This is a genomic window from Pseudomonas sp. Ps21-P2 (assembly GCF_039672565.1).
GTDB lineage: Bacteria > Pseudomonadota > Gammaproteobacteria > Pseudomonadales > Pseudomonadaceae > Aquipseudomonas.
In genome coordinates, this window is the sequence record NZ_JBDFPL010000001.1 from 382,008 (window position 1) to 401,272 (window position 19,265).

Genomic DNA, 19,265 nt, shown 5'->3' on the forward strand with positions numbered 1-19,265 from the left:
CCACGGGGACGACTCATGGCGATCAGCAGCGTGCAGGCAGTAGCGGCAGACCCCAAAGGCGCAGTATTTGAAACGGACCTGCCGGCCCGGCTCGATCGTCTGCCCTGGGGGCGGTTTCATACGTTGCTGGTCTTTGCGCTGGGCATCACCTGGCTGCTCGACGGTCTGGAAGTGACCCTGGCGGGCTCGGTGTCCGGGGCGCTGAAAGACAGCCCGGTCCTGCACCTGACCAACGCCGACATCGGCCTGGCCGGCGGCGCCTATATCTGCGGCGCGGTGCTGGGGGCGTTGTTCTTTGGCTGGCTGACCGACCGGCTCGGCCGGCGCAAACTGTTCTTCATCACCCTCGCGCTGTACATCACCGCGACCGCCGCCACGGCGTTTTCCTTCAGCGTCTGGAGTTTCCTGCTGTTCCGGTTTCTGACCGGGATGGGCATCGGCGGCGAGTACACGGCGATCAATTCGACCATCCAGGAATTCACGCCCGCACGGTTTCGCGGCTGGGTCGATCTGACCATCAACGGCACCTTCTGGATCGGCGCGGCACTGGGCGCGGTCGGCTCCATCGTGCTGCTGGACGCCTCGTGGGTCGGCGCGGACATGGGCTGGCGCCTGTGTTTCGGCATCGGCGCGGTGCTCGGCCTGATCATTCTGCTGATGCGCCTGTGGCTGCCGGAAAGTCCGCGCTGGTTGCTGATTCACGGCCAGGGTGAAGAGGCGAGGGAGATCGTGGAAGGCATCGAAGAGCGCCTGCGCCGTCAGGGCCACGACCTCTCCGCGCCAACGGGTCCACCCTTGCGTCTGCACGCCCGGGACCACACGCCGCTGAAAGAGATTTTCCACACGCTGTTCAACACCTACCGCCGCCGCGCGCTGGTGGGCCTGACGCTGCTGACCGCCCAGGCGTTTTTCTACAACGCGATTTTCTTTACCTACGCCCTGGTGCTGACCGAGTTCTATCAGGTGCCGTCGGCGTCGATCGGCTGGTACGTGCTGCCCCTGGCGCTGGGCAACTTCTGCGGGCCCTTGCTGCTGGGCCGGCTGTTCGATGTGGTGGGGCGGCGGGTGATGATCAGCCTGACCTACGCCGTGTCCGGGGTCCTGCTGACCATTAGCGGCTATCTGTTTCAGCAGGGCGTTCTGGATGTCACGCAACAAGCCATCGCCTGGATGATCATTTTCTTCTTCGCCTCGGCAGCGGCCAGTTCGGCCTATCTGACCGTCGCCGAAACCTTCCCGCTGGAGATCCGCGCGCTGGCGATTGCGGTGTTCTATGCATTCGGCACGGCGCTGGGCGGCATCGTCGGCCCGACCCTGTTCGGCCAGTTGATCGACACCCATGAGCGGGGCCCGGTGTTCTTCGGCTATCTGATCGGTGCCGCGTTGATGTTGCTGGCCGCCGTGGTGCAGGCGATCTGGGGCGTGGCCTCGGAAGGCAAATCCCTGGAAGAAGTGGCGCGGCCCCTGTCCCAGGCCCACGACTGACCCAAGCCCACGACTGAACCCTGAGCCCTGAACCCTGGACCAGGCACACCGTCGGCGATTGGTCAGTTTTGTTCAATCGCCCGCTCGTGCGCCCTTCGTACACTTACCCCACAGTCAAATGAAGGGTGAGACGTGCAATGAACCTGATGATTTCCATGGCGGCGTTTGCACTGGCCGCGTCCATATCGCCGGGGCCGGTGAACGTTGTGGCGCTCAGCTCGGGCGCGCAGTTCGGTCTGGTCGCGAGCCTGCGCCATGTGCTCGGCGCGACGGTAGGCTTTGTCGTCCTGCTGATGTTCACCGGCTTCGGCCTGCACGAAGTGCTGCAGCGCTACCCGATGCTGACCGAGATCATTCGCTGGGCCGGGGTGGCGTTTCTGCTCTATCTGGCGTGGAAACTGGCCGTGGACGACGGCCGCCTCGACGTCGCCAAACCGACCCGCGAGCCATCCTTTTTGCACGGCGCGGCCATGCAGTGGCTGAACCCGAAAGCCTGGCTGGCGGCGGTGGCGGGGATGGGCGCGTTTGTGGCCGATGGCGAGGCGCGACTGATCGGTCTGTTTGCGCTGATCTACTTCGTCGTGTGCTACCTGTCGGTGGCGTGCTGGGCCTACGCCGGTGCTTTTCTCGGCCCTTACTTGCGCAGCCCTCGTCGCATCCGCGTGTTCAACCGCAGCATGGCGGCGCTCCTGGCAGGCTGCGCGGTGTCGCTGTTTTACGTCTGAGCCCGTTCAGCTCCGGGCGAGCAGGCGTCTGATCACGGCTTGTACTGGCCCGGCGTCACGGCCAGATGCTTTTTGAACGCCCGCTGAAAATGCGCCTGATCGGCAAAGCCACTCTGCTGCGCGATGTCGGCGATGGGCTCGCCGCTGCGCAATTGCGCCTGGCCGTGCTGGATGCGCCGGTTGACCAGCCAGGCGTGGGGTGTCATGTGGTAATGCTGCTCGAACGCGCGAATCAAGTAGGCCTCGGACAAGTTCGCCACCGCGCATAAATCCTCGAGCCGAATCGGTTGCAGATAATGCGCATCGATGTACCGCGCCGCGCGCTCGACCTTGGGATTGGGCTGTCTTGGCGTCAGCGTCGAGCCGCCCAAACGCTGTTCGACCAGGCTGAAAAAACCGACAGCGGCCTCCTGTTTTGCCAGCGTATCGAGCTGCGAATCCACCAGCCGCCGATGCAAGTCGAGCAAGCCTTTGAACAACAGCGGGTCACGACTGTGGGTGGCCGGATACCCGCGAAACACGCCCCCGTTGTTGACCCCGCAATCCCGCTGAAGCGCGCCCAGCCATTGCACGTTCACGTACAGCATCAGGTAGGACCACGGCTGATCGTCGATGGGGTTGCAGGCGTGGACCTCGCCAGGGTTCATCACCACAACGGTGCCGGCGGCGATGGTCTGGGTGGTTTTCTCGTGCAGGTACGTGCTTTGCCCGGCGGTGATTGCGCCGATGGAAAACACTTCATGGGAATGACGGGAATAACAGACCTTGCGTCCGTCGGCGATGGAGCGCGCTTCAATGAACGGCAGCTGCGCGTCCCGCCAGAACACCGGTTGATCAAGACGTTTCACCGGGTTCTGGCAGGTCATTTCAACTCATCCCTTGTTGCGTTTGCAGCTGTGAAAGAGGTCCAGCGCCGGCTGGTATTCCGTGCTGGTAACGCCGAGCAAGCCTAGCACCGAATGAAACATGTAGTCATGGCTCAGGTCCGGCTGGTCTTGCCTGGCCGCCAGGCACGTGCGATCGACGCCGGCGTCTTCCAGGGTCGAGTGGCCGAACCACATCACCATCGGCACGTGGGTCTGCGCCGTCGGGGCGATGGCGTACGGCGCGGCGTGCAGGTAGATGCCGTTTTCGCCGAGGGACTCGCCGTGGTCCGAGACGTAGATCATCGACGCATCGACCTTGTCCTGATTGCGCTTGAGCAGTTCGATGGTCTGGGACAGGAAATGATCGGTGTAGAGAATGGTGTTGTCGTAGACGTTTTTCAGCTCGTCGGACGTGCAGCTGCCCAGCTGATTGGTGTGGCAGACGGGCGTGAAGCGTTCGAGCGTCTTGGGGTAGCGATCATAGTATTCCGGGCCGTGGCTGCCATCGGAATGGAGGACGATGATGGCGTTGTCCTGCAGTGAGTCGATGTAGTCCTGCAAGCCCACCAGCAGCGATTCGTCGAGGCAGTTCTTGCCATCACAGAACGGGCTCGGCTGGTTTTTCGGGATATCGCTGTGGGGCACGCGCAGGCAGGTGCCTTTGCAGTCGCTGTTGTTGTCCAGCCACAGCACTTTCAAACCGGCGCGCTGAAGCATGTCCAGCAGACCCTCGTAGGTCTTGCCCTTTTTGTCGCTGTAATCGGTGCGCGGAAACTTCGAAAACATGCACGGCACTGACACGGCGGTGGAGGTACCGCACGAGGCCACGTGGGTGAAGTTGAGAATGTCCTGCTTCTTCAGTTCCGGGTTGGTTTCCCGCCCGTAACCGTTGAGGGAGAAGTGGTCGGCCCGTGCCGTTTCACCGACGACAAAGATCATCAGGCTCTTTTTTGGCCGCTGTTGTGCCTGGGGGCTGAGCGCCGCGTCGGCGCCGACGGTCTGGATTTTCAGCGTCTCTTTGATGGCGACGGTCTGCTTGGTCAGCTTGCCGATGGCGTAAATGTAATTGGTCGGGTTGATGAAGTGGGTGAGCTCGTCTTCATCGCGAAAGATCGGCGCATAGGTCGAGTAGAAGGGGCCGACGGCAGCGGCGATCACCAGCAAACAGCCGATGCAGACAAGCACTTTGTTGACCAGCCCGGGCAGCACGGGGCGGTAGGTCACCGGCACCCACCAGATCAGCGCGATCGGCAGCACGCCGAGCAGGCCCAGGTAGAGAAACAGCTTGCCGCTCAACAAAGCCTCGGCCTCGCCGGGGTTGGTCTCCAGCACGTTCTGCATCATCGTCGTGTCGATGCTGATGCCGTAGGTGTTCATGAAATACGCGGCGCCGGCCGAGCACAGCGCCACCAGACTCAGCGCCGGCTTGAGCGTCGGGCGAAACGAAAAGGGTGTGAGCAGCAGGGTGATTGCGGCCCACAGCAGGAAGGCAAACGACACATAGAACGCGATGGCTTTGACGCCCTGCAATTGCGCCAGATCAACCAGTGCGCGCCAGGTCGCCAAGTTGTAGAACACCACCAGACACAGGGAAAACAGCATCACCAGACGAGTAGACGTGACCGGTTTGACCATCGGATTCATTTCCATATAAGGGGCCGCGCAGTGCCTGGGGTGCGGGTGCAACAGGCATTTCCATCCGTGGGGCCGAGACGTCAGACTGAGTCAGTCAATGGCTGCCGGGAGGGGAGGCGGGACAGACCGCGCGGAGTTTTCCAAAACGATTGTGAAGGCTTTGTGAAATCCCCGAGGCGCTGATTTCCGGGGCATGAAAAGCAGTTTTGCAGGGCCGGGGTGGGCTTGCGACTTATTGCTGTCACTGCCCGGCGATGACCCTGTCCACCGTGCCGTCCTGTTTGAGTCGGGCGAAGGCGGCGGTGATTCGCTGGACCGTCTCGTCCGGGGTGCTGGCGCTGAGGGCGACGTACAGACCTTTGGACAGTTCGTCGAGGGTGAAGACGCTTTCCAGGTCCTCGAAGGCAATGTGCAGATCAGCGCATTGTTCCCGCGCCTCGCGCTCGGGCATGGGAATCAGCTCGACCTGGCCGCTGATGAGTTTGCGCAGATTGTCGAGGTTATTGGCCGACACCACCATCCTGCTGAACCCCTTGCCTTCCAGGTATTGCTGGCGCGAATCGTCGCGCACCACGCCGACGGTGTAATGACTGGCGTCCTGCAAGTCCTTGACCCGCACATCGCCGCGCTTGCGCAGTTTGTAGAACGACGGCATGACGTGTTCCAGCTCGCCGACCCACTTGAACAGCCCTTCGCGCGCACTGCTGCGGATCATCGGGTAGATCAGCACGTTCGCTTCGAGCCGCGCGATGTCGTAGGCCCGCGCCCAGGGGTACAGCGCCATGTGGTAATCGGTGATGCCGGCGTTGGCGAGGGTCAGCTCGACCACTTCACTGGCGACCCCGACCACCTTGTCGCCGTCGAGTGCGCTGTAGGAGGAGTCTTCGGTCACCACTTGCAACGTCGCGGCGCCAGCGTTCAGGCACACGAACAGCATCAGCAAAGGGACCAGAACGCTGCACTGACGATGAATTGTTCCCATGGCATTCCTCTCGGTTCAGATCACACAGCGGTCCCGGCCCTGGCTTTTCGCCCGGTACAGCGCCCGGTCGGCACTCTGCAGCAGTTGATCGAAGTGCTCCATGTTCGCCGGGTCGAGCTCGGCCACGCCGATACTCAAGGTCACGAAGGGCGAGACCGGTGAAGCGCTGTGTACCAGTTGTTGCCGGGCCAGCAGCCCGCGCAGGCGATCGGCCGAGGCCAGTGCCTGTTGCTCATCCTGGCCCGGCAGCAGCACGGCGAACTCTTCGCCGCCGAGCCGCGCCACCAGTTCGCCGGAGCGCGAAAACAGCGCGCTCATGGCCAGCGCCACGTCGCGCAGGCATTGATCGCCCCGGGCATGGCCGTAGGTGTCGTTGTAAAGCTTGAAGAAATCGATGTCGCACATCAGCACCGACAGCGGCTGGCGATGACGCAAGGCGCGGTTGAATTCCAGCTCCTTGAGCTCGTCGAAATGCCGGCGGTTGGCCAGGCCCGTGAGCGGATCGAAGCGGGTCAGGGCTTCCAGTCGCGTATTGGCGGCCTTGAGCTGTGCGGTGCGCTGCTCGACCAGTTCGGCGAGCTGGTCGCGGCTGGCGGCGAGGGTGACTTCATCGCGCGCCTGACGCTCCAGGTGCGCGGCCAGTTTGTCCTGCAGGTCATTGACGCCCGCTTCGAGCAGGTCGAGTTCGTCGCCGGCCTTGCCGCGTCGCTCAAGCGTCAGGTGCGTCTTGAGGTTGAGCGGTGTCAGGTGTTCGAGGTGGCGGGCAATGCGCCGCACGTGCAGGGTCACCGAGCGGTTGAACATCCCCATGATCAGCCCGGCGAGCGCCAGGGACTGGATGATCTGGGTGAGCATGATGACCGCGACTTCTTTCCACAGGCGTCTCCACAGCAGGCTCTCGTCGCCTTCGATGGTCAGCTCGCCGACCACCTCGCTGGCGCCGGGGTAGGGCGCAATCGTCAGCTGCCGATGCAATGCCGGGGCGAGGATCGAGCCAGTGTGGCCGGGGTGTTGGTGTTCCAGAATCTCGGGGGCGCGACCGGGCCGCAGGATCGTCAGTTGAACCCGGCCCACCGGCGCCGCCGTGGCCACGCTGTCGATCTGGGTCTGCAGCGCCTGATCATCCATCTCCCACACGGCTTTTGACAGCGTGCCCTGGAACACCTGATCGATCAGGCTCAGCTCGGCGTTCATGTTCGCCAGATTGGTGTTCCAGGCGAACCAGGTGCGCACCAGCACCGTTGCGGCGGTGAACAGCATGCAGAACGCCAGCGTCGCCAGCACCAGACGCCGTGCCAGCGAGCCGTTGCGCTGTCCGGTGCGCTGCCCGTTGCGAGGGTCCGGGCGGGTGTCGCCGGGCGGGTCGGAAGGGGTGTCGAACGGCATGCTCATTGCCACTTGCGCGCGATGGCGTCGTAGGTGCCGTTGGCGCGAATGGTCTCAAGGGCTTTCTGAAACAGCTGCACCGTGGCGTCGGGCGTGCCCATGCTGAACGCCATGTTGAAGCCGCCGGCTTCTTCCAGCTCTTTTATGCGCAGGGATTGCACCAGTGTTCGGGCCGGGTCATCGCCGACCTGCCGGGCGAGGTAGTAAGCGTTGAGCTCGTCGGAAATCCACAGGTCGACATGGCCGGTCTGCAGCTTCTGGTAATTGAATTCGTAGCGGTTGCTCGATTGCAGCTGATGGCCGATCTCGAACGCGCGCGCCATCAGGTACTGCTCGCCGACGTCTTCGTTGACCGTCGCGGTTTGCCAGTCCCGGGCATCGTCCAGGCTCAGCAGCGTGACGGGATGGCTGGCCGACGAATACAGAAACCAGCGCGACGCGGCGATGGTGCCGACCCACTTGAACAGCCGCTCGCGCTCGGCGGTGCGGGTGATGGAGTAGATCAACACATTGGGCGTGTGCAGCGCCAGATCATAAGCCCGCGCCCAGGGCATGGACTGAATGGAGGCCTGCACATTGACCTCCTTCAACACCGCCTGGACCACCTCGGTGCTCATGCCGGTGAGCACCCCGTCGCGGGTCATGTTATAGGGTGGGAGTTCTTCGGTGACCACATGGATCTCGACACGAGCCGCGTTCGAGTTAATCGATTCAGCTCCCGACGCGCCAGTGCCCACGCACAGCAACAGCGCCACACAGAGTGCGCTGCCCAGTGTGTGAATGAGCGAATGGAATGTCATCGATAACTACCTCATGGGGTGCAGAAGCGACAGATTCCGGACCGTGAACACCCCGGCGCAACCGTCACCGACTGCCTTGCACACCGGGATATCGGCTGAATAATCCGTCACTTGAGACGGCATCCTGCCGGTCATCCTAACAGCTTGAATGGACGAGGCCGGGTTCCCCGACTGCTGCGGACAACCTCACGCAAACTACCCGACCTCCAGATCCACCACATCGCGCGCCAGCCACCGCGTCTCGTCCAGAAATGCCGGCGATTGTGCTGGCCTCTTCCCGGCTGAAGCCGGTCCCACTCAAAAGCTGCGGGCAGTCCAAAAATGCCGGCGCCTGCGATGGCCTCTTCCCGGCTAAAGCCGGTCCTACAAGAACACCGCGCGCAGTCAGTGGGACCTGCTTTAGCCGGGAATGGACGCGGAGCGTCCCGGGATGCATCCCCACGCAGAGCGTGGGGACGATCATCCACGGCACCGCATTCCCCCGTAGGACCGGCTTCAGCCGGGAAGCCGTTGATCTGCTTTTGATCTGCTTTTGATCTTCGTACAAAAAAGGTCCAGACACCGCCCAACGCGACTTGGGTGCAGGCTGAACGCAGGTTTTGCGGAGTGGGCCGAGCCGCATGGATGCGGCGAGAGCGCCGTCAGGACATGGATGTCCGTTCGGCGCGGGCCCACGGAGCAAGACCGGAGTGAAGGAACCCCGACGGAGGAGGGGCCCAACCAGGAGCAGGCACCCTTGGTTACTTGGGGTGCTTTTCCAAGTAACTCGCCGAAGGCGAAACAATCTGCCCCCAGGCAGATGCTTTTAAACAACTGTGGCGTTCTGCCACACCGGAGTAAACGCGGTTCCTTGACCTGGATCAAAGGTGCACGAAGGGCCTGTAGGAAAAATACCTCGCACCCCGACGAGTCCTCAACATGCCCGGTCCTTTCGACTTCCTCAAACACCCCCTGGCCAGAGACATCAGCCTGATCCTCCTGATCAAACTCGTCCTGCTCATGGGCATCCGCAGCGTCTGGTTCGACGCCCCGGTCGAAGTCAAGGACGACGGCGTGCAAGCCGGCCTGCACCTACTGAGCACCCCATCCGCACCCTCTGAGAAAAACCCAAAATGATATCGGAATCAGTCGTCGACCTCTCCCGGCTGCAGTTCGCGATGACCGCGCTGTACCACTTCCTCTTCGTCCCCCTGACCCTCGGCATGACCTTCCTGCTCGCCATCATGGAATCGGTCTACGTCATGACCGGCAAGCAAGTCTACAAAGACATGACAAAGTTCTGGGGCAAGCTGTTCGGCATCAACTTCGCCCTCGGCGTCACCACCGGCCTGACCATGGAATTCCAGTTCGGCACCAACTGGGCCTACTACAGCCACTACGTCGGCGACATCTTCGGCGCGCCGCTGGCCATCGAAGGGATGATGGCGTTCTTCCTCGAATCAACCTTCATCGGCCTGTTCTTCTTCGGCTGGGACCGCCTGACCCGCGTCCAGCACCTCACCGTCACCTGGCTGGTGGCGATCGGCTCCAACATGTCAGCGCTGTGGATCCTCATCGCCAACGGCTGGATGCAGAACCCGGTCGGCGCCGAGTTCAATTTCACCACCATGCGCATGGAACTCACCAGCTTCAGCGACCTGCTGTTCAACCCCGTCGCCCAGGTCAAGTTCGTCCACACCGTGGCGTCCGGCTACGTCACCGGCGCGATCTTCGTCCTGGCGATTTCCAGCTGGTATTTGCTCAAGGGCCGCGACATCGCTTTCGCCCGGCGTTCGTTCGCCATCGCCTCGGCATTCGGCATGGCATCGATCCTGTCGGTGATCGTGCTGGGTGATGAATCCGGTTACGAGATTGGCGACGTGCAGAAAACCAAGCTGGCCGCCATCGAAGCCGAATGGGACACCGAACCGGCCCCGGCAGCGTTCACCTTGTTCGGCTTGCCCAATCAGGCCGAGCAGCGCACCGACTACGCGGTCAAGATTCCGTACGTGATGGGCCTCATCGCCACCCGCTCGGTGGACAAGCAGGTCACCGGGATCAAGGACCTGGTCCGCGAACACGAAGGTCGCATCCGCAACGGCATGACCGCCTACGACCTGCTCGGCCAGCTGCGCGGGGGCGACAAGAGTGCGCAGACCCTCGACGCCTTCAACGCCGTGAAGAAGGACCTCGGCTACGGCCTTTTGCTGAAGAAGTACACCGACATGGTGGTCGACGCCAACGAGCAGCAGATCAGACAGGCTGCGCTGGATTCGATCCCCCAGGTGGCCTCGATCTTCTGGACCTTCCGCGTGATGGTGCTGAGCGGGATGCTCATGCTGCTGTTGTTTGCCTGTGCCTTCTGGGCCTCGGCGCGCAAGAACGAGACCCGCAAGCGCTGGCTGCTCAAGTGGGCGGTGTTCAGCCTGCCGCTGCCGTGGATTGCCACCCAGACCGGCTGGTGGGTCGCCGAGCATGGCCGTCAGCCCTGGTCCATCGGTGAAGTGCTGCCCGTGCATCTTTCAGCCTCGACCCTGTCGGCGGGGGATGTGCTCGGTTCGATTGTGGCGCTGGTCGGCTTCTACACCCTCCTGCTGATCATCGAGATGTACCTGATGATCAAGTTCGCCCGACTCGGCCCGAGCAGCCTGCACACCGGTCGCTACCACTTCGAGCAAGGCGCGCCCGGCAACGCTGCCCACGCCAAACACCCGGCCCTGGCCTGAGGAATCCCCGATGTTCGATTACGAGACACTGAAAATGATCTGGTGGGTGCTGGTCGGCGTATTGCTGATCGGCTTTGCCCTCACCGATGGCTTCGACCTGGGCGCGGCGATGCTGATGCCCTACGTCGGACGCAGCGACACCGAGCGGCGCGTGGTCATCAACACCATCGCCCCGCACTGGGATGGCAATCAGGTCTGGCTGATCACCGCCGGCGGCGCGCTGTTCGCGGCCTGGCCGCTGGTCTACGCCGCCGCGTTCTCCGGTTTGTACTGGGCGCTGCTGCTGGTGCTGTTTGCGCTGTTCGTGCGCCCGGTGGGGTTCGACTACCGCAGCAAACTGGAAAACACCCGCTGGCGGCAGAGCTGGGACTGGGGCCTGTTTGTCGGGGGCGTGGTGCCGTCGCTGGTCTTCGGCGTGGCGTTCGGCAACCTGTTGCTGGGCGTGCCGTTTCAGTTCGACGACACTCTGCGCTCCAGCTATCACGGCAACTTCTGGCAGCTGTTGAGCCCGTTCGGCCTGCTGGCCGGCGTGGTCAGCCTGAGCATGCTCGGCCTGCACGGCGGCAGTTGGCTGATGATGCGCACCGAAGGCGCCATTGCCCGACGCTCCCGCCGGGCGGCGCAGTGGCTGTCGCTGCTGTTCCTGCTGTCGTTCATCGGCGCCGGCGTGTGGCTGTTGCTCGGCGGCATTCAGGGCCTGGCGATCACTTCGGCGTTCGACGCCGGCGCGGCGCTGAACCCGCTGGCGAAAACCGTGACAGCCAGCAACCACGGCTGGATGGGGAATTATCAGCAGCACCCGCTGACGGTCATCGCGCCATTGCTCGGGATTTTCGGTGGCTTGCTGGCCTTGCTCGGCGCCAGTGCGGGGCAGGGCAGAACGGCGTTCCTCGGCAGCAGCCTGGCCATCGTCGGCGCGCTGTGTACCGCCGGTTTTGCGCTGTTCCCGTTCGTCATGCCCTCGAGCCTGGACCCGGCGTCGAGCCTGACCGTGTGGGACGCCGTTTCCAGCCATAGAACCCTGATGATCATGCTGATCGCGGCGTCGATTTTCGTGCCGTTGATCCTCTGCTACACGCTGTGGTGCTACGCCAAAATGTGGGGCAAGGTCACCACCGCGCACATCGACCACAACCCCCACGGCCTGTACTGAGCCACGTTTTAGAGGAGAGACAATCATGTGGTATTTCGCCTGGATTCTCGGCGTGTTGCTGGCCTGCAGCTTCGGCATCATCAACGCGCTTTGGCTGGAGTCATCCGACGCCGCTGCGCTGGAGAGCGGCCGTGACCGCTGAAGCGCTCAACGCGCCCTTCAGACACGCCATCGGCCGGGCGTTGTCCCTGTTGATGGCCGCGCCGCTTAGCCTGGTGCTGCTGATTCACCCGGCGTCGATGCTCGACGCCAACGGCCATTACTCCCACAGCCTGCTGATGCTGATCATGTGGGGCGTGGCCGGAGGGTTCGTCCACGGCGTCGGTTTCGAGCCGCGCGCGATGGCCTGGCGGGTGGTGTTTCACCCGCTGCTGGCCTGGGCGCTGATGGCCGTGGGCTATGGGATGTGGCTGACCGCGCGGCAGTGGCTTTAAGCCGTTTACGCAGTAGCAGCCCTGGTCGACTTCACGGGCGGCACGATGGACAGCGCGATCAACGCCGCAATGGCGCACAACAGGCCGGAAATGAAAAACGCCGGCAGGTAGGTGGCGAAATGCGTGCGTGTCCAGCCGGCGCCGAAGGCGGCAAAGGCGGCGCCCAGCTGATGGCCGGCAAACACCCAGCCAAACACGATATTGGCGCGCTCGGCGCCAAATCGCTGGGCGGTCAGCTTGACCGTCGGCGGCACTGTGGCGATCCAGTCCAGCCCGTACAACAGGGCAAACACCGACAGCCCGAACACGGTGAAATCCAGAAACGGCAGCAGCACCAGCGACACGCCGCGAAAGCCGTAGTAACAGAACAGCAGCCAGCGATTGTCGAAACGGTCCGACAGCCAGCCGGAACCGATGGTGCCGAAGAAGTCGAAAATCCCCATCACCGCCAGCATTCCGGCCGCCGTGGTTGCGGCCAGGCCGTAATCGCCGCACAGACTGATGAAGTGGGTCTGGATCAGGCCGTTGGTGCTGGCGCCGCAGATAAAAAACGTCATGAACAGCACCCAGAACGTCCAGGTTTTCGACACGTCGCGCAGCACTCGCAGCGGGGTGATCAACAGCTGAACGAAGGTCTGGCTGCTCGCGGCTACGGGCTGGATGTCCTGATCGCCGTAGAGTGGCAGTTGCAGATCGGCAGGGCGGTTGCGCATCAGTGCGAGTACGGCAACCCCGGCAATCACGATGGCCGTGCAGATGCATGCCAGTGCCGTGCGCCAACCAAAATGCTCGGTCATGTTCGCCAGCAGCGGCATGAACACCAGTTGGCCCGTGGCAGAACTGGCCGACAGCAAGCCCATTGCCAGCCCGCGATGTTTTGAGAACCAGCGCGTCGCAACGGTGGCGCCGAGCACCATCGCCGTCAGCCCTGTGCCGAAGCCAACCACCACGCCCCATAGCAGCACCAACTGCCAGAACTGCGTCATGAACAGCGACAAGACCATGCCGCTGGCGACCAGCGTCAGCGCGGTCAGCACCACCTTGCGCACGCCGAAGTGGTTCATGAACGCGGCGGCAAACGGGCCGACCAGACCGAACAGGGCAAAGCGAATCGCCAGCGCCGAAGAAATCTCGGCCGTGTCCCAGCCGAACTCTGCTTGCAGTGGCCGGATGAACACACCCGGCGCGCCCACTGCGCCGGCCATGACCAGCATGGTGAGGAAGGTGACGGCCAGGATCACCCAGCTGTAGTGAATGCGACGGCGCGACAGAGAAGCCGCCAGAACGGACGAAACCATGGAAATTCACCAGAGAGCAGAGCAGTTGGATGATGGCTGTACTCCAATATGAACGCTCAGCCATCGGGCCGCCGTCAAGGGGATATTTCTGAATGTTGCAGATAGGGGAGGCGCGAGCCGTGTGAGCGGTTCAAGCAGCGGGATTTGACGCCCGGCATTTCACTACGTGAAACAGTGGATTGCTTTTTCTGGTCATTCTCCAATCCAGCGGTCAGGCCCACTATCCATTCCACCAGCGCGGCCCACCATTGCGGCACCGCCGCCCCACGCTGAGTTGACGCACTTGCCCAGGAGCCCACCCCATGACCGCCATCACGCTCTATCACTTCCCGCTGTCCGGCCACTCCCACCGCGCCGAGCTGATGCTGTCGCTGCTGGGCCTTGATCCGAAGATCCAGTTTGTTGATCTGGCCAAGGGCGAGCAGAAAAAGCCGGAATTCCTCGCCATCAACGCCTTCGGCCAGGTGCCGGTGATTGACGACAACGGCGTCATCGTCGCCGATTCAACGGCGATCCTGGTGTACCTGGCGAAGAAGTACGACCCGTCGGGCCGCTGGTTGCCGAATGATCCCGAGGGCGCCGCGCAGGTGCAGCGCTGGTTGTCTGCCGCCTCCGGCGCGATTTATCTGGGCCCGGCGCGGGCGCGGCTGATCACGGTGTTCGGCGCGGGCTTCGATCCGAAAGACACGATCCAGCGGGCCCACGACGCGCTCCGTGTCATCGATCAGCACCTGAACGGCCGCGAATTTCTCGCCACCGATCACGCCACCATCGCCGACGTCGCCGCCTACAGCTACATCGCCCACGCGCCGGAAGGCAATGTGTCGCTGGACGAATACGCCAACGTGCAGGCATGGCTGGCGCGCATCGAGAACCTGCCGGGCTTCACGCCCATGCCACGCACGGCGGCAGGGCTGGTCAACTAATCATCCGGGAGTCCAGGGAGTTCGCGCCATGAACGAGATTCGCACTGAAATACCATCGCCATGGCATTCCGGCGAGCGCGCTCTGCAGGCCAAAGTCGGCGTTGCAGAGCGCATGGAAACCCTGGGCAAGCGCGTCATTCGTGACTACATGCCCGATCAGCACCGTGAGTTCTACGAGCATCTGCCGTACCTGATTCTCGGCGCCGTGGACGCTGAGGGCTGGCCATGGGCGAGCCTGCTGGACGCCCAGTCGGGGTTTATCCATTCACCCGACGCCAGGCAGTTGCACATCGCCCGACGACCCGACGCCGAAGACCCGGCCGGCGCCGAGTTCACCCCGGGCGCGGCGGTGGGCATGCTCGGCATCGACCTGCACACTCGCCGTCGCAACCGCATCAATGGCCACATCAGCGATGTGTGGGAAAACGGTTTTTCCGTGAGCGTCGAGCACTCGTACGGCAATTGTCCGCAGTACATTCAGCTGCGGGCACTCAAGCAGGTGCCGCTCAAAGCTGAGGCGGAGCGTTCCCCGGTGCAGCGATTGGCCGCGCTGGATGATGCCGCCATCGCCACCATTCGTGGCGCCGACACCTTCTTCGTCGCCAGCTATGTCGACCTTGAAGGCGCCCAGCCCCATCGTTCGGTGGACGTGTCCCACCGTGGCGGCCATGCCGGGTTCGTGCGCGTAGAGGGCGATGTGCTGACCATCCCGGATTTCGCCGGCAACCTGTTTTTCAATACGCTCGGCAATTTCCAGGTCAATCCAAGGGCCGGTCTGCTGTTCGTTGATTTCCAGACCGGCGAGCTGTTGCAGGTGGCAGGCACTGTAAGGCTGATCCTCGACGGGCCGGAAATCGCGGCGTTCCAGGGCGCCGAGCGGCTCTGGCAGGTGCGGGTGGAGCAGGTGGTGCGTCGGCCGGCGGCGTTGCGCTCGCGCTGGGAATTCCAGGGCTGGTCGCCGAACAGCCTGATGACCGGCGACTGGCAGCAGACCGCCGCGCGCTTGCAGGCCGATGCCCTGCGCGATCAATGGCGGCCCCTGCGGGTGACGCGGATCGAGGACGAAAGCGACGGCATTCGTTCGTTCTATTTCGAGCCTGCCGACGGCGCCGGGTTGCCCGCGTTCAAGGCCGGTCAACACCTGCCGCTGCGCCTGTCCCCGGATGGTCGGACGCCGCCGCTGATTCGTACCTACAGCCTGTCCAGCGCGCCGTCCGATGGATTCTTCCGCATCAGCGTCAAGCGCGACGGCCTGGCTTCGGCGTACCTGCATGACCACGTCAGCATTGGCGATCTGCTTCAGGCGCGGTCACCCCAGGGCAGTTTTGTGGTGGATGCGCAGGAGCGTCGGCCGCTGGTGCTGCTGGGTGCGGGCATCGGCGTCACGCCCATGCTGTCGATGCTGCGAGAAGTCATCTACGAAGGCAAACGGGTGCGGGGAGGGCGGGCGACCTGGTTCATCCAGAGTGCCCGTCGTCTGGCCGACCTGGCGTTTCGCGAAGAAGTGGACACACTCATTGCAAAGGCTGGCGACCAGCTCACAGCGATCCGCGTGCTGAGCCAGCCGGAAACGTCGGCGCGGGTGGGTGAAGACTTCCACCTGACCGGCCGCATTGACCTCGATCTGCTCAAGGCGCTGCTGCCGTTCAACGATTTTGATTTTTATGTGTGTGGGCCGGCGGCATTTACCCAGGAGATCTACGACGGCCTGCGCGGCATGCACATTCGCGATGAGCGCATTCATGCCGAGACCTTCGGCCCGTCCAGCCTCAAGCGCAGCGGTGATTCACAGGGGGTTGCCTTTGATCAACCGCCTGCCGCCACCGAAGCAGTGCCGGTGGTGTTCGAACGCTCCGCCAAGGAAGCGCGTTGGCAACCCGCCGCTGGCAGTCTGCTGGAACTGGCCGAGAGCCGAGGACTGAGCCCGGAATTCAGCTGTCGCGGCGGATCCTGTGGCACCTGCAAGACCCGGCTCATCAGTGGCCAGGTGCATTACCCGGTCCCGCCCGCTGAAAGGCCGGCGCCGGACCACGTGCTGATCTGCTGCGCAGTCCCGGCTTCAGGGCCGTTGGTGCTCGATCTGTAACCATCCATGCGTGTGCGGGAGAGACGGCGATGAACCCATGGCCAGCGTTCGAGAAAGAGGAAACCCCGATGCCTTATCAAGCCACCGAGCAGGAGATTTCCTGGTTGTTGCCGCAATCACTGGCGTCTCTGGCCGGCGAGCTTGCGGCGAGCCACGAGCCCGTCGACACGCCGGCGACCCTTCGGCTGTTTATGTGGGTGCGGTCGATCCCGGCTTTCAAACGATCGCACTGAGGCAACGTGAGAAGGGCGATGAGGGCGCGGGCCGATGATTGTGCGTGTGTAGCGGCTTATGGTTGAAATGTCCCGGCGTCTGGCCGGATGATGTGCGCCGGTTTGCCCACCGTTCGCAGCGGCTCACCGGCGGCTCGTCACATTGGGGTGAGTGCCATGATCCGTGCGGCGCTCGTTGCCCTTCACAAGGACGTTCATCTTGATCACCCGCAGAACCCTCATCGGCGCGTCGTTGCTGGCTGTGCCCACGTTGTTGAGTCTTCCTTCATTCGCTTTCGAGCGGCGCTCGGAGCCTTCTTCCGATCGAGTCATCCAGCAGCAACTGGCCGACTTTGAACGTCGTTACGGCGGCCGGTTGGGTGTCGCCATTCTGGACACGGCGAGCCAGCGCCTGATCAGCCATCGCGGCGATGAACGCTTTGCCCTGTGCAGCACCTTCAAATGCCTGGCCGCCGCCCATGTGCTGGCGCGGGTGGATCGAAAGCAGGAAGACCTGTCGCGGCGCATCGTCTATTCCGCCGAGCAACTGGTGCCGTATTCACCGACCACCGAGCTGCACGTGGGCGGGCAGGGGCTGAGCGTCGGTTCGCTGTGCGAGGCGGCGATGACGCTGAGTGATAACACTGCTGCCAATCTTATGCTCGACAGCATGGGCGGTCCCGAAGGGTTGACGGCCTGGCTGCGCTCGATCGGTGACACGCAAACGCGCCTCGACCGGCGCGAGCCCGAGTTGAATGAAAACCGGCCGGGTGACCCGCGCGACACCACCACGCCCGTCGCCATGCTGCAGACATTGAACACGCTGGTGCTGGGTGAAAAACTGACGCTGGCCTCGCGAGATCAGTTGACGGCCTGGCTGGTGAACAATCAGACCGGCGACAAAAAGCTGCGCGCCGGCGTCCCTGCCCGTTGGCGTGTGGGCGACAAGACCGGTTCGGGTGCCAACAACGCCAGCAACGACGTTGCGGTGATCTGGCCCGGCGACCGTCCGCCTGTTCTGGTGACGGCGTATTACACCGGATCGAAAGCCAGCGGTGATCAGATCAACGCGCTGATGGCCGAAATCGGGCGACTTGCCGCCGGGGTGTAGGGCGAGCGTCGAGGTGTATCGAGGCGAGTCGTAAAATCTCGATACACATTGCCCTCGATGGATCGGTTGCGCCGTACGGCCGGAGAACTCCGCCAACGTCTCACACAGCCCTGTGCCGTCCCCAGACGCCGCTCAATTGCCACAGATTTGATGCCTTGATGCCGATATATGGCGCATTGATATTAAATTCCCTTCTGCTAGACAACCTCAGCCTTAGCCAACAAAACCGGGCACTTCAGCTTTACACGCTGTAGGAAATGGCTGACAGACGACTCCGTTTTGGCGCGTGGTCTCAAGACTGTCATCAAACAGAAATGTTTCCAGTTTTAAATCTGCCTCGGGTCTTCAACTGTGACCACACACACAAAATTCTCTTGTTGAGGTATTGCCGTGATTCTGCTGACTAAAAAACGCCTGTCGCTTCTGATGGCTTCGATGTGCCTGTCGGGTATGGCACACGCCGTTGATGTGACGGGCGCTGGTTCGAGTTTCGTATTCCCGGTTATCTCCCAGTGGTCGCAGGACTACAGCAAAACTGCTGACAATCGCGTGAACTATCAGTCGATCGGTTCGGGCGGCGGTATCGCCCAGATCAAGGCTGCCACCGTAGACTTCGGCGCGTCTGACGCCCCGATGTCCGCTGAAGACCTCAAGGCCGGCGGCCTGGGTCAATTCCCAAGCGTCATCGGCGGTATCGTTCCAGTCGTCAACCTCGAAGGCGTCAAAGCCAACGACGTGAAATTGAGCGGCCAGGTTCTGGCTGACATCTTCCAGGGCAAAATCACCAAGTGGAACGATCCTGCAATCGTCAAACTGAACGATGGCGTGAAACTGCCTGATACCAACATCACCGTGGTCCACCGTTCGGACGGCTCGGGCACTTCCTTCAACTTCACCAGCTACCTGACCAAAGTCAGCGACGCATGGAAATCCGGTCCAGGCACTGGCTCCGCTGTTCAATGGCCTGTGGGCGTTGGCGGCAAGGGTAACGAAGGTGTGGCGGCTTACGTAAAACAGATCAAGGGCTCGATCGGTTACGTTGAATACTCCTACGCCACCAAGAGCGATATCGCTTTCACTCAACTGCAGAACTCTGCTGGCGAGTTCATCAAGCCTGACGCCAAAGCCTTCGCCGCAGCGGCTGACACGGCTGATTGGGCCAACGCCAAAGACTTCAACCTGATCATGACCAACGCGCCGGGCAAGACGGCATGGCCGATCACCGCGACCACCTGGATCATCATGTACAAGCAACCGAAGAACGCCGAGAAAAGCGCGGCTGCTTTCGACTTCTTCAAATGGTCCCTGGAAAAAGGCCAGAGCGCCGCTGAAAAACTGGAATACGTACCTCTGCCTGCATCGCTGGTCAGCAAGATCGAAGACTACTGGAAAACCGAGTTCACCAAGTAACTCGACGTAATCCGGCTAACCCCTGTCACCGAGCGCTCGGTGGCAGGGTTT

At 62.6% G+C, this 19,265-nt stretch carries 18 protein-coding genes; 12 read left to right on the forward strand and 6 right to left on the reverse strand.

Features of this window, described 5'->3' with window-relative positions; all coding sequences use genetic code 11:
- The first annotated feature begins 15 nt into the window (after positions 1–15).
- The gene (locus ABEH28_RS01645) at positions 16–1,485 is read left to right on the forward strand and encodes an MFS transporter (RefSeq protein ID WP_346628893.1); all 1,470 of its coding nucleotides are present in this window, start codon (positions 16–18) and stop codon (positions 1,483–1,485) included.
- Positions 1,486–1,622: 137 nt separating this feature from the next.
- Positions 1,623–2,210 carry a LysE family translocator gene (locus tag ABEH28_RS01650; RefSeq protein WP_346628894.1) on the forward strand — a complete coding sequence of 196 codons (588 nt, stop codon included), beginning with the start codon at positions 1,623–1,625 and terminating at the stop codon, positions 2,208–2,210.
- Positions 2,211–2,242: 32 nt separating this feature from the next.
- On the opposite strand, the gene ABEH28_RS01655 is transcribed toward ABEH28_RS01650, so the two are convergent.
- The 5 genes from ABEH28_RS01655 to ABEH28_RS01675 all read right to left on the reverse strand — a co-directional run bounded on the left by ABEH28_RS01655 (position 2,243) and on the right by ABEH28_RS01675 (position 7,879).
- Entirely contained in the window at positions 2,243–3,076 is an 834-nt protein-coding gene (locus ABEH28_RS01655) for an AraC family transcriptional regulator (protein ID WP_346628895.1), read from the reverse strand.
- A gap of 6 nt (positions 3,077–3,082) precedes the next feature.
- Positions 3,083–4,726 carry a phosphoethanolamine--lipid A transferase gene (locus ABEH28_RS01660; RefSeq protein ID WP_346628896.1) on the reverse strand — a complete coding sequence of 548 codons (1,644 nt, stop codon included), beginning with the start codon at positions 4,724–4,726 and terminating at the stop codon, positions 3,083–3,085.
- Between the two features lie 226 nt (positions 4,727–4,952).
- Entirely contained in the window at positions 4,953–5,693 is a 741-nt protein-coding gene (locus ABEH28_RS01665; protein WP_346628897.1) for an ABC transporter substrate-binding protein, read from the reverse strand.
- 15 nt (positions 5,694–5,708) lie between these two features.
- On the reverse strand, positions 5,709–7,079 hold the full coding sequence (locus ABEH28_RS01670) for a diguanylate cyclase (protein WP_282373343.1): 1,371 nt from the start codon (positions 7,077–7,079) through the stop codon (positions 5,709–5,711).
- A gap of 2 nt (positions 7,080–7,081) precedes the next feature.
- Positions 7,082–7,879 carry a transporter substrate-binding domain-containing protein gene (locus ABEH28_RS01675; protein WP_346628898.1) on the reverse strand — a complete coding sequence of 266 codons (798 nt, stop codon included), beginning with the start codon at positions 7,877–7,879 and terminating at the stop codon, positions 7,082–7,084.
- Positions 7,880–8,797: 918 nt separating this feature from the next.
- On the opposite strand from ABEH28_RS01675, the gene cydP reads away from it, so the two are divergent.
- The 5 genes from cydP to ABEH28_RS01700 are packed head-to-tail and all read left to right on the forward strand — an operon-like array spanning position 8,798 to position 12,171.
- The gene (gene cydP, locus ABEH28_RS01680; protein WP_346628899.1) at positions 8,798–8,995 is read left to right on the forward strand and encodes a cytochrome oxidase putative small subunit CydP; all 198 of its coding nucleotides are present in this window, start codon (positions 8,798–8,800) and stop codon (positions 8,993–8,995) included.
- Positions 8,992–10,584 carry a cytochrome ubiquinol oxidase subunit I gene (locus ABEH28_RS01685; protein WP_346628900.1) on the forward strand — a complete coding sequence of 531 codons (1,593 nt, stop codon included), beginning with the start codon at positions 8,992–8,994 and terminating at the stop codon, positions 10,582–10,584. Before cydP ends, ABEH28_RS01685 begins: the two co-directional genes overlap by 4 nt.
- 10 nt (positions 10,585–10,594) lie before the next feature.
- Positions 10,595–11,737 (forward strand): cytochrome d ubiquinol oxidase subunit II, encoded by a 1,143-nt coding sequence (cydB, locus tag ABEH28_RS01690; RefSeq protein ID WP_346628901.1) that lies wholly within the window; start codon positions 10,595–10,597, stop codon positions 11,735–11,737.
- 25 nt (positions 11,738–11,762) lie between these two features.
- The gene (gene cydX, locus ABEH28_RS01695) at positions 11,763–11,879 is read left to right on the forward strand and encodes a cytochrome bd-I oxidase subunit CydX (RefSeq protein WP_065988546.1); all 117 of its coding nucleotides are present in this window, start codon (positions 11,763–11,765) and stop codon (positions 11,877–11,879) included.
- Entirely contained in the window at positions 11,869–12,171 is a 303-nt protein-coding gene (locus ABEH28_RS01700; RefSeq protein ID WP_346628902.1) for a cyd operon YbgE family protein, read from the forward strand. The genes cydX and ABEH28_RS01700 overlap by 11 nt, the downstream gene beginning before the upstream one ends.
- 5 nt (positions 12,172–12,176) lie before the next feature.
- On the opposite strand, the gene ABEH28_RS01705 is transcribed toward ABEH28_RS01700, so the two are convergent.
- Positions 12,177–13,469 carry an MFS transporter gene (locus ABEH28_RS01705; protein ID WP_346628903.1) on the reverse strand — a complete coding sequence of 431 codons (1,293 nt, stop codon included), beginning with the start codon at positions 13,467–13,469 and terminating at the stop codon, positions 12,177–12,179.
- Between the two features lie 302 nt (positions 13,470–13,771).
- On the opposite strand from ABEH28_RS01705, the gene ABEH28_RS01710 reads away from it, so the two are divergent.
- From ABEH28_RS01710 to pstS, 5 genes are all read left to right on the forward strand, one after another.
- On the forward strand, positions 13,772–14,395 hold the full coding sequence (locus tag ABEH28_RS01710) for a glutathione S-transferase (protein WP_346628904.1): 624 nt from the start codon (positions 13,772–13,774) through the stop codon (positions 14,393–14,395).
- 28 nt (positions 14,396–14,423) lie between these two features.
- Entirely contained in the window at positions 14,424–16,481 is a 2,058-nt protein-coding gene (locus ABEH28_RS01715) for a pyridoxamine 5'-phosphate oxidase family protein (protein WP_346628905.1), read from the forward strand.
- 29 nt (positions 16,482–16,510) lie between these two features.
- Positions 16,511–16,714, forward strand: coding sequence for a hypothetical protein (locus tag ABEH28_RS01720; protein ID WP_192172403.1), 204 nt, complete (start codon positions 16,511–16,513; stop codon positions 16,712–16,714).
- 199 nt (positions 16,715–16,913) lie between these two features.
- Complete coding sequence (gene bla, locus ABEH28_RS01725; RefSeq protein ID WP_346628906.1) at positions 16,914–17,804, forward strand: class A beta-lactamase; 891 nt, start codon at positions 16,914–16,916, stop codon at positions 17,802–17,804.
- Between the two features lie 390 nt (positions 17,805–18,194).
- Complete coding sequence (gene pstS, locus ABEH28_RS01730) at positions 18,195–19,214, forward strand: phosphate ABC transporter substrate-binding protein PstS (RefSeq protein WP_346628907.1); 1,020 nt, start codon at positions 18,195–18,197, stop codon at positions 19,212–19,214.
- The last annotated feature ends 51 nt before the right edge of the window (positions 19,215–19,265 follow it).